This is a genomic window from 'Prunus avium' virescence phytoplasma (assembly GCF_050916135.1).
Classification (GTDB): domain Bacteria; phylum Bacillota_I; class Bacilli_A; order Acholeplasmatales; family Acholeplasmataceae; genus Phytoplasma; species Phytoplasma ziziphi.
Genome location: NZ_CP069156.1, coordinates 656,213 through 670,652, shown reverse-complemented (window position 1 = coordinate 670,652; position 14,440 = coordinate 656,213). Strand labels below are relative to the sequence as shown.

Below are 14,440 nucleotides of genomic sequence, written 5' to 3'. Positions count from 1 at the left end.
TAACTAAAAACCATTAACCCCTAAAAATAATTAAATAATTATTCACTTGGCTTAATTATTTAATTATGATTTGCTTCCTCTTTTAACTATCTTTAAGAGGGTTTAAAATATATAACCAATTTTTATTTCTTTAAAGAATTAATAATTAGTTCGTTTGTTTGTTATTGTATGAGATGTTTGAATTTTTGCCATATTCGTCTTTTGCATAGCTAATAAGGTTTTTGTGGCTGTTCTTATAATTTCGCCATTTTCCTCGTTGGGTGTTAATTGCTTAATAAACGATTCCAATTTTAATAACATATCCGCCGTAATATTTATCTTATTTTTTAATATTCGTTTTTTTGTTTGCTCGATCGTTGTTCGACCCATTTTGATTCCCGTCCCCGTCTTTTGGAATTCTTAATGTTAAATATTGGCCTGTCGTCACTTCAAAATCTACATAAAAATATTTTTTTTGTTTTTGGTTATTGTTTTTCATAAAATGCCTCATTCGATATCCAATAAAACTAAATAATATTTAGCTTTATTGGATTCATTATTATATTTAAAATATGTATCAAGCTTTTTTTTGTGCTTCTTGTATTTTTTCTATTAAAGAGCCTTTATTGGTTAAATCTTTTTTGCTTTCAATCTGTGCTTTTGCTATATTGTCTTTTGATTCTATATTACCTTTGTTTTCTTGAGGTTTTGATGTATTCGTAATTTTTGCATATTTAGTTACGATTTCTTTTATATCTTGGTTATCTCTGTTGTTGAACTCTTCCAGAATTTTTGTTTTGATGTCTTTATTGGCTTCATTTAATGAAGTAATATTTTTAATTAATATTTGAATTTCTTCTTTTTTTTTAATTATCTCTGAATTGTGATTTTTAATTTTCTTTTTGTTATCTTGAAAAGCGCTTAAACTTGTTTTTTCTTTTTTATTTTTCATTAAAATTATTAATCGGGAAATAATTGCAAAAACTAAAACGCCTATAATACTTCCTAAAATGTTATGAATTGATAATGGATTTAGCATGCTAAAATCTCTTTTCTATATTTTTTTTATTTATTAACTCCTTTGTTTTGCCGTCGGCTTTATATATTATTTTTTTAGTCATTTACTTATTAACTCCTTTTTTTTAAATAATAAAAAATGACTAGTTCATTTATAATCTATTATTTTTAAAACTCTTTTTTTATATATCACCATTTTTTAAGAGATGATAAAAATTTTTGTTTCTTTTGTAATTTTTCGTAAATATCTAAGAACAAATTTTGATTTAATAATAATTTTTTTGTTTTCATATTAAATCTATAATCATATTTACTTTCTAATTTTTCTGTGAATTTAATTTCAAAAGGCAAATTTTCTTTTGTTTTTTTCATTTCTTCTAAGAGTTCATAACATTCAGAAATGGAATCATAACTGAGATAAAATGTATTATTTTCAAAATTAAAATTGTTGTTAGCTTGTTTATGTAATATCATTTTGAAAATTGAAAATGTTTTTAATAATTTAAAACATTCCTTTAATATAAATTTTTGTGTTTGCATTTTAACAATTTATTTTTCTTCTCCTTTATTTCCGAGTTTTGACAATAAAAAAAATCAAACTCAAATTTTAGTTTTTGAGTTTGATTTTAGGTGGTAATTTTGATTATTACGTTTATTTTGGGCTAGGGGGAAACAAATGAAAAAATTAGTTTTTTAACTTAATTCCTTTATTTTATTAAAAATGAAAAAATAAGTTTCATTAAAAACTTAAAAAAAATTATATTTTTAGTTTAATAATTTATTTTATTATAAAAACCAAAAATTAGTTTTTTATTTATATGTATTATTAAAAAATTAAAAATTTGAGAATAATTTTTTGACACGAATAAATCTTATTTTTTTAAATATTTTTAGAATTTGAAATAAATTTTAAAAATAAAATTCAGTAATAAAAAAGCTTAAAACAAAAAAATAAAACATTCAGAATCATAAGTTCGTTTTTCAAAAATTAATAGGGTTATGTTGTTTAAGATCTAAATGTTGTTCTAATAAATTTTTTTCTTCTAAAATATAATCGCCCTTTTAAACGAATTTTTTTTATTTAGTGCCATATATAAAAAATATCCTTAATTTAGGTAAAAAAATAGAGCTTAACTTTAAAAGTTAAACTCTTAAAAATCAAAATTATTTAATTTACCTATAACGATACGAATGAATAACCAAAAGAAAATAAAGAAGAAAAAATATATTAAGAAAATACAATAATAAAAAGAAATAAAAATTAAATTCATTATACATTAAGAATTAAAAAACATAAATAAGTTAGTTTTTTAAATTTTTAAATTAATAAAATTTTTATTTTTTTGAACTACAACAAAAAAATATTTTTTTAAATTCAAAATTATATTTATTTAAATATCTTTTTATTTTTATTGATAAATTTTAATAAAACAAAAAGAAGAAAAAATAAAAACAAAAATTCCTGTAATTCTAGTAATTATCATTGCGAAAGGTAATAAATACATTCTATTACTAATAGACATAACTCCGAGATTTCCAGTGCTTCCGATACTATGAGAAGAAATACCCAATATTAAAGAAGACTCTAAAGGATTAAAATTCAATAATAAAGCTAAATAAAAAGAAACAGTAATAGCAATCATCAAAGAAACGAAAACCATACATATAATGCGATAATTGGTTATACCTAATAATAAAATATTAAAATCAGTATCTAAACCTAAAGCGACTAACGCAGGAGCTGTAAAATTAACGCTCATAAATTTTCCAATTTGCACTATATACTTTTGATATTCATCAGAAATCAAATTAAAAATTTTTATTATTAAAGATAAAAAAATAATATATACCATAGTATCTAAACCAAATGTTTTATTAAAAGATAACATTTGATTAATCATATTACATAAAGAATACATCCCTAAAATAATTAATAACCCAGATCCAATATTTTTATAATCTAAAACATCTTTAGAAATATTATGTACTATATGATTTGTTTTCTGTTTTTCTAACTGACCTTGACCACTATATTTAGTTTTATTAAAAAATAAATATAGTACGCCAGCTAAAAAAATACTTACACATCTAGCTAAAATAAGAGGAGCTAAAAAAATACTTTTAAGTTTTTCTTTACCTATACCGAAACATTTTTCATAAGAGGGTTCTGCTAAACTATTAATGCCTAAATTAGTCCCTCCATTAGTTAAAGGAACAGAAATAAAAAAAATAGAATCTATAAAAGGCCCACGAGATTTGGTTATTGAACTGTCAGGTTTATAGTTTAATAGATAACCTAACAACCCTGTCATAAGAAAAGAAACTAAAACAGTTAACAAAGATAAAGGAATAAATTTTATAATCACTCTTTTTAATAAATTACGTTCTATATTTAGAATACTGCCTATCACAACGAAAACAATAAAAATTTTAGCAAAATTAATTCCTTTTTTTTCAAAAATAAAAAACTTTAATTGATCATGTATATCCTTGCATATAATCTTTTTATATACTAAAAAAGAAGGAACCAAAATACAAAGTAAAAAACCTAAACCTAATTTATTAAAAAAAGGGATTTTGTCACCAATAAAATTCAAGCCAATTCCAAATATCATTATAAAAAACAAAGAAGTTAAACAAGAATTCCATAACTGTTTAGTTATATCTATTCTTTCTAGATCAGGACAAGATTGAATATAATAAATATTACAAATAAGAATAAAAAATAATATCAAAAATATAATAGGATATAAACCAAAAATTTTTATTTTCTTCTTTACATTCGGCATAATAAAATAATTATATATAAAAACCTTTCATTTTTGAAACTTAATTTATTATAAAAAATATCTAAAAAAATAAAAATCAAACTGTTTTATTTCAAAATATTTTTGAAAACAATTTGATTTTTATTCTTATATTCAATTCCAAAATATTTGAAATTTTCTTAAATTAAATTAATTATTATTAAAAAATTAAAATTTTATCAAAAACTTTTATTTTTTAATATATGATATTTTTTTTCCATCTTTTTACGATTTATTGTTATTTGGAAAATAGTATAAAGATTTCCAGTTATCCAATATAAAGATAAAGCTGAATCATTAAAAGCATTAATAACCATAAACACAATCATAACATAATTAACTATTTTCATAGTCATTTCTTGATTTTTTTGTTTATTTTTTTGTTCATTATTTAAAATTTTGGTATTTGTTTTTAAATAAGAAGGTTTTTTTAAATTAATTTTATTTAAAAAATACATACTGATTCCAACTATTAAAGATAAAACAATTTTTGCAAAAATAAACCCATTAGTATTAGAGGTTTCTTGGTTTAAATTTATGCATCCTAAAAATGGAGATTTATTTTCAATAACAGGGAAAATGCCACCAGGATTACGAAAACGATTTAAAGTTCGAAACATTGCTATCAAAATAGGCATTTGCAAAAAAGATATAAAAATACTAAAAATACTAAAATTATGTTTTTGATATGCTTTAAAAATTTCCATTTGCATTTTCTGCATAGATTCTCTATCTTTTTTTAAAGCGTATTTTTCTTGTATTTTATTAATTTCTGGTTGAGCCAAACTCATATTCATACTAAAAGTACTAGATTTTGTATAAATAGGCCATGATAAAGTTCTTATTAATAAAGTAGTTAAAACAATACCTAATCCTAAATTTCCAAAAAACCATCCTTCTCCGATACACATAAACGAGAACAAATGCAAAAAATAACCAATAAAAACAACTAAAACATTCCAAATATAACCCCAACCTAAAAAAAAGTACCATTCTATTTTATTAGGCCATTGAATAGGTAAAGTACCTTTATCATCTACAAGAATCTTTGTATATTGTTCGTTTTTGTCTGTTTCGTCATATTTTAAATTAAAATAATTTATTTCATTTTTATTATTTTTATTTATTTTTGTTTTAATTATTTCATTATAATAAGATTCATTGTTTTGTGTAAGAAACTTTTTATCTTTGTCGAAAATACCTAAAAATTTGGATTTTATAATTTGGAGATCATTGTATTGCTTAATATTTAATTTTCCAATTTTTAATTTTGAATTACTTAAGTCTTCATATTTTTTATTAAAATATTCCAGATTCGTTCCTGTTTTAATAGTGAAAAAATCTTGAATTTGAGATGTTTCTTCTTTAGATGATAATTTTTCTTCAAAATAAAAAACATTATTTTCATCTTTTATTTTATCTTGGATTTGTTGTTCTATTTTTACTATTATTTCTTTTGCTGATGGATCGCTATCTGAAGGGATTTTTTCTAATTTTTCTAAAATAATATTTTTAGATTTTGGATCGAAACCAAAAACAAATATACTAATATATTTTTTTTCAAAAGCAAACTCCAGATCGATTTTACTTTTTATATTTTTTTCAAATTCGTAATCTTTAATAGATTCAAATATATCTTTATTAAAAATAATTTGAATATCTTGATTTTTTAATTTTTTATAATCAATTTGTTTAGGCCCGAAGCTTCTTATAACAAAAAGCAAAATTAAAGATAAAATTAAAACAATAAAAAAATTTTGAAATAATTTCATTTTTTTATTTGGAATATTATTCACAATCAACTACCTTGTTTTGTATTAATTCAAAGAGGACTTTTTTAATAAAATTAAAAATTTTTTTTCTAAATTATAAAAATTTAACTCTTTGGCCGCAAATTTAATAACAAGAACAAAAGACATATGCTTATCTATCAAAGATATATTATTATGGATAATCATTCTTAAACGTCTTTTTATTAAATTTCTTTCGTATGCTTTCCCATATTTTTTGTTAATACTTAAAGCAAATTTAAAATTTTCTAAATTTTCATTTTTAATGTAATATAATATAAAAAAATAATTTTTTACATTTTTTTTAAATTTAAAAATCAAATCTATTTCGCTTTTTTTTTTTAAAATAAATTTTTTTTTTCATATCTAAAAATTTATATATATAATTCCTTAAATTTTATCAAAACTTATTTTAAAAAGAAAATATTTAAATTTAAATGTATTTTTTAAAATTTTTCATCAATAAAAATAAAAAACGTATCATTATAGTTATAATCTTTTAATAAAAATATATAAAACAAGAAATTGACTATTTCAAAAAGACAATAAACTATAACTTATTACGTTCTTTAAAAATATTAATTTTGTATTAATTTAAAAAATTAAAAAAATGAATATAATCTTTTAAAATATTCGAATTACTAAACAGTTAATCTAATACGACCTTTTCTTCTTCTATTAGAAAGCACACGACGTCCTTCAGGAGTAGACATTCTAGTTCTGAAACCATGTGTCCTAATTCTTTTTATTTTACTAGGTTGATATGTTCTTTTCATAAAAATAAAACCTCTTCGATTTGTTTAAAAATAGCTATAAAAATAAAATAAATCCTTTTTAATAATTATAGTCTATTTTTATTAATTGAAATTATTATTAATTAAATAAAATTTCTTGAACTTTTTTATCGTCTAATTGTTGAACTAATAAAACTAAAAGTTTAACTGTGCTTTCGATATCTTTTTTATTAACAACAGAAGTATGAGAATGAAGATAACGAGTCGGAACACCAATAACAATAGTAGCGGCCCCTTCGTTGCGTAAGTGTATTGCTGAACCATCAGTTTCGCCACCTGTTGGTTTAGGCTCTTGGAAAGGAATATTATTATCACGAGCTGTTTTAATAATTAATTCTCTTAAAGCTTTATGAGGAATTAAACCACCATCATAACAACTAATTTGCGGACCTTTTCCTAAAACTTGTGCACTAGCATTAACATCACCTGGAACATCATCAGCAATGCCAGTATCAACGGCAACAGCTATAACAGGTTTAACTTTATTTGTACTTGTTTGAGCTCCTCTTAAACCTACTTCTTCTTGAACTGTGAAAGCGCCTACGCATTGATTAGGATTGTTTTTTAAAGCTTCAAGTACTTTCATAACTACTAAAGCACCTACACGATTATCAAGAGCTTTAGCGACTATAAAATCTTCATTAGCTAAAACCTCAAAATCACCTCGAGGAGTAACCATATCTCCAATTTTAACACCTAAACGTTCTACTTCTTCTTTATTATAAACACCAAGATCTAAAAATAAATTTTTCATATCAGGATTTTTACATCTGTCTGCATAAGATAACACATGAGGCGGTCTTGCGCCAGTAATTGCTTTTACAACCCCCTTATCAGTGTTAATATCCCATTTTTGAGCTAACATAACACTAGTTAACCAACCCCCTATAGGTTGAAATTTAACAAATCCTTCTTTGGTGATATCAGTCACCATTAAACCGATTTCATCTACATGACCAGCTAACATAATTTTAGGTCCTTGAATACCTTTATAAGCGATTAAAGTTCCTAAATTATCATGTTCAATTTTGTCAACTATTCCTTGAATATTTTCTTTAATATAATTGTTAATTTTTTTTTCTTGACCAGATATACCATTTAACATAGTTAAATCTTTTAAATTTTTTAATAAATCAGACATTATAAAATTTAATTCCCTTTTTGAAATTTTAAATTATTCTTCTGTTTCAATAATACTTTTTTCTTTATTATTAAAAATACTAATTTTTTTTGATGCTAAATATAAATAATATACAAAAAATAATAAAAATAAAATAGATAACATAATCATAATATATTCTGTTACATCAACTTCTTTTCCCATAAGAAAAAAACTTGTACTTAATGTTGCTATATATATAACAAATTTAAAAGAAGCAAAGATATCTTTTTTATCACTTAATTTGAAACCAATATATAATTTAATAATACTATGAATTATAAAAATATAATAAAATATAAAATGTAATTCCGTAATATTTTTCAAAAATTTTTGTTCTGTATCTATAAGAAAATGAAATATAAGACCTAAAGAAACTAAAACAAATATAAAAGCCTCAATTAAAAATAAAAACTTAACAAAACCTGTGTTTTTTTTAAAACTAGGTAAAACTAATAAATAAGTTATACAAATGATTAAACAACCTAACAAAATCTTATAAATATTAATGTCATAACTACTAATTGTAATTGTAAATTTATCATGTAACCAAAATGCAATAGCAACTATTAAAAAAAATAAACCTTTTGCTAAAGTCGAAAAAATGTCTTTTTTTGTAACTTCTTCTTTTATCATTCTTTATATTTAAACTCCCTACAAATTTTATTTTTTATTAATTATATCTTGTAATAGATTAATTAAATCTGCTTTTTTTAATTTAGAAACATTTGTAATTTGGTGTTTTTTTGCTAATGTTCTTAATTCGGGTAATAATTTACTATTCAAATCTATATCTTTTGTCTGTTTTTCTTGATCGACATTTTTTTTATTTTCAGATTCAGTTTCTTTCGGATCTTCTTGTTTATTTTTTTCTTCTTGTTTTTGTAATTCTAGTTTTTTTAATTCTTCTTGTTTATTTTTTTCTTCTTGTTTTTGTAATTCTAGTTTTTTTAATTCTTCTTGTTTATTTTTTTCTTCTTGTTTTTGTAATTCTAGTTTTTTTAATTCTTCTTGTTTATTTTTTTCTTCTTGTTTTTGTAATTCTAGTTTTTTTAATTCTTCTTGTTTATTTTTTTCTTCTTGTTTTTGTAATTCTAGTTTTTTTAATTCTTCTTGTTTATTTTTTTCTTCTTGTTTTTGTAATTCTAGTTTTTTTAATTCTTCTTGTTTATTTTTTTCTTCTTGTTTTTGTAATTCTAGTTTTTTTAATTCTTCTTGTTTATTTTTTTCTTCTTGTTTTTGTAATTCTAGTTTTTTTAATTCTTCTTGTTTATTTTTTTCTTCTTGTTTTTGTAATTCTAGTTTTTGAATATTTTTTTTATTTTCTAAAGCTTTTTTGGATAAATCAACATAATTCGAAAACATTTGAGGTTCATTATGAACCATATCAGCTAACATTTTACGATTAACTTCTACTTTAGATAATAAAAGCCCATGCATAAATTGAGAATAACGAATATCATTATTTAAACAGCCCGCGCTGATTCTTGTAATCCATAATTTTCTGAAATTTCTCTTTTTTTGTCTTCTGTCTCTATAAGCATATTGTAAAGAACGCATAACTTGTTCGTTAGCTGTTTTATAAAGAACACTTTTGGAACCAAAATAACCTTTTGCTAATTTTAATACTTTTTTACGTCTTTTATGTCTTGTTGTAACGAAATTTACTTTAACCATCTTTATATTTGCCTTTTTTAATTTAATTTAGAAAATTAAATAAGATATTTAATTCTTCTTACATCAGAAATATCTACTTTCGTAATACCTCTTAATTGTCTATTTTGTTTTGTTGTTTTTGAACCAGCTAAATGATTTTTATAAGCATATCTTCTTAAAAATTTACCAGTACCAGTAATTTTAATTCTTTTTTTTAAACCTTTGTGATTTTTTTTCTTTATCATAATCACTGTTTGATGCCCTTCTTATTCTATAAGAAATATTATAATCAATATTTTTTTATTTAACTTTTTTAGGTGATAAAAAAGTAAACATTTGATTAGAAACCATTTTCGGAACTATATCGCAACTGCCTACATCTTTTAAATTAGATATAATTTTATCAAAAATACCTTTACCTAAAAAATTACTTTGTGTTATCATTCTTCCTTTAAAACGCATAATAATCTTAACTTTATCACCTTGTTTTAAAAAATTATAAGCTTTTTTAATTTTAATATTCAAATCATTATCATCAATAGTTGGACTCATACGAATCTCTTTTACATCTACTATAGATTGTTTTTTTTTGATTTCTTTTAATTTTTTTTGATGCTTATAACGAAATTGTGAATAATCCATCAACGAACAACTTTAGGATCAGAATTGGGATTAATCATTACTACATCTATATCTTTTTCTTCAGATATTTTAAATATTTTATCTTTTTCTAAAACACCTAATGTATCACCGTTTTCATCAATTACGAAATATTCTCCTTGCGGTATTCTTTCGTTATACAAAACATTAAGTTTTATATCTTTTTTATTAGTTTTGTTGTATTTAATATTAAATAACTCCTTTTTCAAAAAAATAAATTTTATAAAAAAAAATACTTATCAAAAGTACTCTCTTACTATCAAATATAATCATAATAAATATCAAGATAAATTTTTATTAAAAATATATCTTTTTATAATTATATTATCATGTGCTTGATGGCCTAAAAACAAATTAAAATTTGATATATCAGGCAGAGGAAAGTAACTCTTCTTTTCACATTTTCGAAATTTTATTTTTTCTAATACATAAATTATTATACATTAAAAAATTATTTTTTACATTTTATATTAATTTAACCTACCGAACTGCATCCGAATAATTAAAAAAAATAAAATACAAATAATAAAAAATAATTTTAATATATCTTATTCATCGCATCAAAAAATATATTTTTTTGAATTTTGTAAACTAAAAATAAAATATAATAGATTATATAATAAAGTAAAATATTCTTCTTCACTATATATATGCAAACAAAAATAACAAAATACCCAAAAAAATTTAATATATTTTAAAATATGAATAAAACCTATTAAAAATAAATTTTTAAATTAATAATTTATTCTTATTTATTATATAAAAACATTTGAAAAACATTAAATTATTTTTATAATTTTTTTCTTTTTTTATAAAAGTTTATTCGAAAATAGGAAAAAATTAAATATGAAAAAATCAAAAATTCAAAAAAAAGAAATAATAAAACAAAAAGAAATTGAATTATTACAACTAGTAATTAATTATCAAAAACCTAATTTTAGAGAATTTATTTTTATTTTAATTAAATTCTATAAAAAATATCTTAAAACTAAAGATATTTTAAAATTATTAAACATTAATAGAAATTCTTATTATTATTGGAAAAAAACAAAACCACAAAAAGAAAAAAAAGAAACTGATTATAATAAAATTACACAAAGAATAGGCAAATTATGCAAAAAAAATCAATATTCTTTTGGTTACCGCAAAATTACAACTCTTTATTTACAAACTTACAAAGAAATAGTTAACAACAAAAAAGTTTTACAAATCATGCGTATAAATAAGTGGTTAATGACATATAGAAAACCCTATCATAAAAAACATTTTTATAAAAAAATAGAATCAAATTATAATTTAATTAATTTGAACTTTAAATCAAAAAAACCTTTAGAAAAAATATATACTGATTTAACTTGTTTTGCAACTAAATACGGAAAATTTTGGTTATCAGTTATAATGGATGGTTTTAATAATCAAATTTTAGCATATGAAATGAGTCAACATCCTAATTTAGAACTAGTCAAAAAAACTTTTCAAAAATTACCAAAATTAAAAGCCCCTTGTATTATGCATTCGGATCAAGGAAGTATTTATCAAAACGTTAAATTTCAAAATTATTTAAAAAAGAAAGGTTTTCTTATTAGTTTTTCGAGAAAAGCCGTTCCGAATGACAATGCAATGATAGAATCTTACTTTGGGACCTTAAAAGGATATTTAAAAACAAATACACCCTCTTTATATCAAGAAAATTTCTCAACATTAAAACAAAAAATAAAAAATTTTATTTGTTATTATAATAAACATTGGTTATTAGCCAAATTCAATTATAAATCCCCTCTCCAATATTTAAAATTTAAAAATTTTAAAAAATAATTTGATAAATTTTATAAAGTAGTATATTATTCAAAAATATTAAAACATAATATAAATTAATAAATTAAATAAATAATTTTAATAATTTGTTTAACTTTTAAATTTGATTCAAATCTAATCAAAAGAAATTCCAAAATTCTGACCTCGCTTAATATCTTTATGCATTGGTATATGCATAGGTCTAGGCGGCCTATAATCTAAATTATCTAAACTGAAAATATAAATATTTTTAGCTCCATTAGGCATATTCAAAAGAGTTTCTATTTCTCCTCTGTCATCCTGCCACATAAAACGTTCTCCGTCATCAAAATAAATATTAACTACATCTGTATAATTAAATTTTCCTTTGGGCAAAGGAATACTAATTCCTGTTCGTTTAGACATATTATAACATCCTTTTCGAATATATCTATTTTCTCTGTAAATTCCTCTTGAATCTAAATATTGATTTATATAATCAGCAATTTTATCGTCAGCAACATTATGTTGAACAATATGAATAATTTTCACATCTGGGTTTAAAGTTCTTTCTTTGACATTCCAAAAACAATAAACTTCTTTGATGGTCGTGTTGTTGTCTAATAAATCCTTTAAAGTATTTGAATATTGTTGTTCAGAATATTTAATTTGAAAAGGATTTTCTCTAGGAACAATATAAACTCCTAATAATCCTTTAGGAGGGTCTTTCAAAGATATAAAATTTAAATTGAATTTACCAAAACCATTATAACCAGGTATATGATTATCCAATTGAGTATTTATATATCTATAATCTTGTAAAAAAATTTTTACACTATATACATCTTGAATATTTACATCATATATTTGAATATTAGGTTCATTTTTTATCCATTCTGCTATTAGTTCATCAATATTAGCTAATTTAATTTGACATTGAGACGAATTAATTTTTGATTCCGAAATATTTTCGCCAAAACGAATATGAAAATAACTCCATGCCCAAATAGATTTAAAACAAATTATAATAATTAAATATAATAAAATTATAAAAAAAAATTTAGTTTTATTAAGAAACATTTGTTTATACCCTTTATATATTTTTTATAAACAATTATTAATATTATATTCTCAATATTATGTTAATAATTTTACATTAATTACCTGTTCTTCTTCTTTCAAATAAAGGAGATTGTATACCAATTTTTTTATTTTTTTTATCAACAATTATTTGTTGAATTTTAGCATAATTAGGATTTTGTTGTTGCAATTCTGTATATTCTATTTCTTTATTTTCGATATTTTCTTCAATTTTATCTTTTTGTTTTTCTAAATTATCTATCTTATTAAAATGATTTTCTTTTTCTAACATTTCATCTTGTTTTTTATTTAATTCTTTTGTTATTATCTCGTATTCTTCTATCCATCGACTATAATCGCCTATTATTTCATTATTTTCTTTCATTGTTTTTACTTTGAATTCACGAATTTCTTTAATAATTTTATTATTGTCATTTTGTAATTTATAATTTTTATATTCATCTTCGTATAACTTATATTCTGTATCTAATTTCATTAATTCTTTATTGATATCTTCGATATAAATTTTTAATATTTCCGTGCTTATCATTTTAGGTTCTTCCCCTGTTTTTTGGATCAAATTTTCTATCATGATATATATAGGATGGTCTTTTGGTAAATTTATTGAAGATGTATTTATTTGAGTAGAAGAATCTTTTTTAAAATTTAAGCTTCCATCAGATAATATATTAAAATTGGTTCTAACAGTAAGTACATCAGTTACTCGATCGAAAGCTTTAAAAAAAGTTCTTGTTATATTCCCCCATGAAAATTCATTAGATTTTTCCCAATTATCAGCATTTTGTCTTAACGTCAATAAAATAGATTTAACAGTTTTATAAGCTGTTTGCTCTGTTTTTATTTGCTCTAATTTAGCTTTCACTTCATCAATATTCTTTTGTATTTCTTTTTTTTTATCTTCTACCGTAACAATATAAGATGCTAATTTTTTCAATTCTATATTTAATTCATTCATAGATTTGATTAGATGTTGTTTAAAATCTTCTACTATTTTTAACTGTTTAATTAAAGATGCTTCTGTTGTTTCTAATTTTTTAATTTTTATTTTAGTATCTGTTATTTCTTCTACTATGTTGATATGTTTTTCTCTCAAAATATTAATTTCTTTATATAATTTGTCTTTTTTTTGTTCATTGGTTTCTTTTAGTAATTCTTTTTTTTTTCTTTAATTTCTTTTTCTATTTTTTCTTTTTCTTTCTCCAAATCTCTTAATTTGCCTTTTTCAATAGAAATTTCGCCATGAATATTAATTAATTGTGTTTTAATATTTGAAATATTTTCTTCATTTTGAGTCATAATGGATTGAATTTTTTCTTTATCTTTTTCATTAATTTCTTGAAGCTCATAAAGTCTTTTAAGTTCTATTTCAGCTTCTTGGAGTTCTTTTTCCCAATTAGAAGCTAAACCTTGATATTTATTACAAATATTATCATATTTATCGATACCTTCATGCACTTCGTGAATTAATTTATCATAATTCTTTGTTATAGATTCTTTTTTGAATAAAAAAAAACCAAATCAAAAACAAAATACCTATTATAATCGAAAGATAAATTAAATTTTCTTTCATAGAAGATTTTTTTCCGCGAAATTTATTAATTAACGAAATGATAAAAAAAATAATTATTCCGACTATAAAAAATGTTAAATACATTTTTAAATTTCCAAAAATATTCATAAAATTAAAAGGTGATAACATCAGTT

Annotated in this window: 19 protein-coding genes; 1 reads left to right on the top strand and 18 read right to left on the bottom strand. The window is 21.3% G+C overall.

The features are described from left to right. Positions 1–138: 138 nt before the first annotated feature. The 14 genes from JNO41_RS03220 to JNO41_RS03155 form a co-directional block, all read right to left on the bottom strand. On the bottom strand, positions 139–300 hold the full coding sequence (locus tag JNO41_RS03220) for a hypothetical protein (RefSeq protein ID WP_161554968.1): 162 nt from the start codon (positions 298–300) through the stop codon (positions 139–141). Between the two features lie 19 nt (positions 301–319). Next, positions 320–478 carry a hypothetical protein gene (locus JNO41_RS03215; RefSeq protein ID WP_161554967.1) on the bottom strand — a complete coding sequence of 53 codons (159 nt, stop codon included), beginning with the start codon at positions 476–478 and terminating at the stop codon, positions 320–322. Between the two features lie 78 nt (positions 479–556). Further along, positions 557–1,018, bottom strand: coding sequence for a hypothetical protein (locus JNO41_RS03210; protein ID WP_121463802.1), 462 nt, complete (start codon positions 1,016–1,018; stop codon positions 557–559). Positions 1,019–1,185: 167 nt separating this feature from the next. Beyond that, positions 1,186–1,536: a hypothetical protein gene (locus tag JNO41_RS03205; RefSeq protein WP_121463801.1), complete on the bottom strand. Its 351-nt coding sequence runs from the start codon at positions 1,534–1,536 to the stop codon at positions 1,186–1,188. Positions 1,537–2,405: 869 nt separating this feature from the next. Further along, the gene (locus JNO41_RS03200) at positions 2,406–3,785 is read right to left on the bottom strand and encodes a 2-hydroxycarboxylate transporter family protein (protein ID WP_121463800.1); all 1,380 of its coding nucleotides are present in this window, start codon (positions 3,783–3,785) and stop codon (positions 2,406–2,408) included. Positions 3,786–3,982: 197 nt separating this feature from the next. Then, complete coding sequence (locus JNO41_RS03195; RefSeq protein ID WP_121463799.1) at positions 3,983–5,599, bottom strand: YidC/Oxa1 family membrane protein insertase; 1,617 nt, start codon at positions 5,597–5,599, stop codon at positions 3,983–3,985. Between the two features lie 21 nt (positions 5,600–5,620). Further along, positions 5,621–5,941, bottom strand: a complete 321-nt coding sequence (rnpA, locus tag JNO41_RS03190; protein ID WP_432729683.1) for a ribonuclease P protein component — start codon at positions 5,939–5,941, stop codon at positions 5,621–5,623. Positions 5,942–6,234: 293 nt separating this feature from the next. Next, the gene (gene rpmH / locus JNO41_RS03185) at positions 6,235–6,369 is read right to left on the bottom strand and encodes a 50S ribosomal protein L34 (protein WP_121463797.1); all 135 of its coding nucleotides are present in this window, start codon (positions 6,367–6,369) and stop codon (positions 6,235–6,237) included. Positions 6,370–6,466: 97 nt separating this feature from the next. Beyond that, positions 6,467–7,528 carry a M42 family metallopeptidase gene (locus JNO41_RS03180; RefSeq protein ID WP_121463796.1) on the bottom strand — a complete coding sequence of 354 codons (1,062 nt, stop codon included), beginning with the start codon at positions 7,526–7,528 and terminating at the stop codon, positions 6,467–6,469. A gap of 33 nt (positions 7,529–7,561) precedes the next feature. Next, on the bottom strand, positions 7,562–8,182 hold the full coding sequence (locus JNO41_RS03175) for a hypothetical protein (protein WP_121463795.1): 621 nt from the start codon (positions 8,180–8,182) through the stop codon (positions 7,562–7,564). Positions 8,183–8,209: 27 nt separating this feature from the next. Continuing rightward, entirely contained in the window at positions 8,210–9,223 is a 1,014-nt protein-coding gene (gene rplT, locus JNO41_RS03170) for a 50S ribosomal protein L20 (RefSeq protein WP_121463794.1), read from the bottom strand. A gap of 35 nt (positions 9,224–9,258) precedes the next feature. After that, positions 9,259–9,447, bottom strand: coding sequence for a 50S ribosomal protein L35 (gene rpmI, locus JNO41_RS03165; RefSeq protein ID WP_121463793.1), 189 nt, complete (start codon positions 9,445–9,447; stop codon positions 9,259–9,261). 55 nt (positions 9,448–9,502) lie between these two features. Continuing rightward, the gene (gene infC, locus JNO41_RS03160; protein WP_432729459.1) at positions 9,503–9,844 is read right to left on the bottom strand and encodes a translation initiation factor IF-3; all 342 of its coding nucleotides are present in this window, start codon (positions 9,842–9,844) and stop codon (positions 9,503–9,505) included. Beyond that, positions 9,844–10,071 carry a hypothetical protein gene (locus JNO41_RS03155; RefSeq protein ID WP_432729457.1) on the bottom strand — a complete coding sequence of 76 codons (228 nt, stop codon included), beginning with the start codon at positions 10,069–10,071 and terminating at the stop codon, positions 9,844–9,846. Before JNO41_RS03155 ends, infC begins: the two co-directional genes overlap by 1 nt. A 637-nt stretch (positions 10,072–10,708) precedes the next feature. Between JNO41_RS03155 and JNO41_RS03150 the strand changes: the two genes are divergently transcribed. After that, a complete protein-coding gene (locus JNO41_RS03150) occupies positions 10,709–11,677 on the top strand; it encodes an IS3 family transposase (RefSeq protein ID WP_121463791.1) in 969 nt (322 codons plus the stop codon). Positions 11,678–11,791: 114 nt separating this feature from the next. Here JNO41_RS03150 and JNO41_RS03145 read toward each other — a convergent pair whose 3' ends face one another. From JNO41_RS03145 to JNO41_RS03130, 4 genes are all read right to left on the bottom strand, one after another. Next, complete coding sequence (locus JNO41_RS03145) at positions 11,792–12,715, bottom strand: hypothetical protein (RefSeq protein WP_121463790.1); 924 nt, start codon at positions 12,713–12,715, stop codon at positions 11,792–11,794. Positions 12,716–12,791: 76 nt separating this feature from the next. Further along, positions 12,792–13,829: a hypothetical protein gene (locus tag JNO41_RS03140; protein ID WP_432729454.1), complete on the bottom strand. Its 1,038-nt coding sequence runs from the start codon at positions 13,827–13,829 to the stop codon at positions 12,792–12,794. 50 nt (positions 13,830–13,879) lie between these two features. Then, entirely contained in the window at positions 13,880–14,191 is a 312-nt protein-coding gene (locus JNO41_RS03135) for a hypothetical protein (RefSeq protein WP_432729452.1), read from the bottom strand. Positions 14,192–14,207: 16 nt separating this feature from the next. Continuing rightward, positions 14,208–14,435, bottom strand: a complete 228-nt coding sequence (locus JNO41_RS03130) for a hypothetical protein (protein WP_432729450.1) — start codon at positions 14,433–14,435, stop codon at positions 14,208–14,210. Positions 14,436–14,440: the final 5 nt, after the last annotated feature.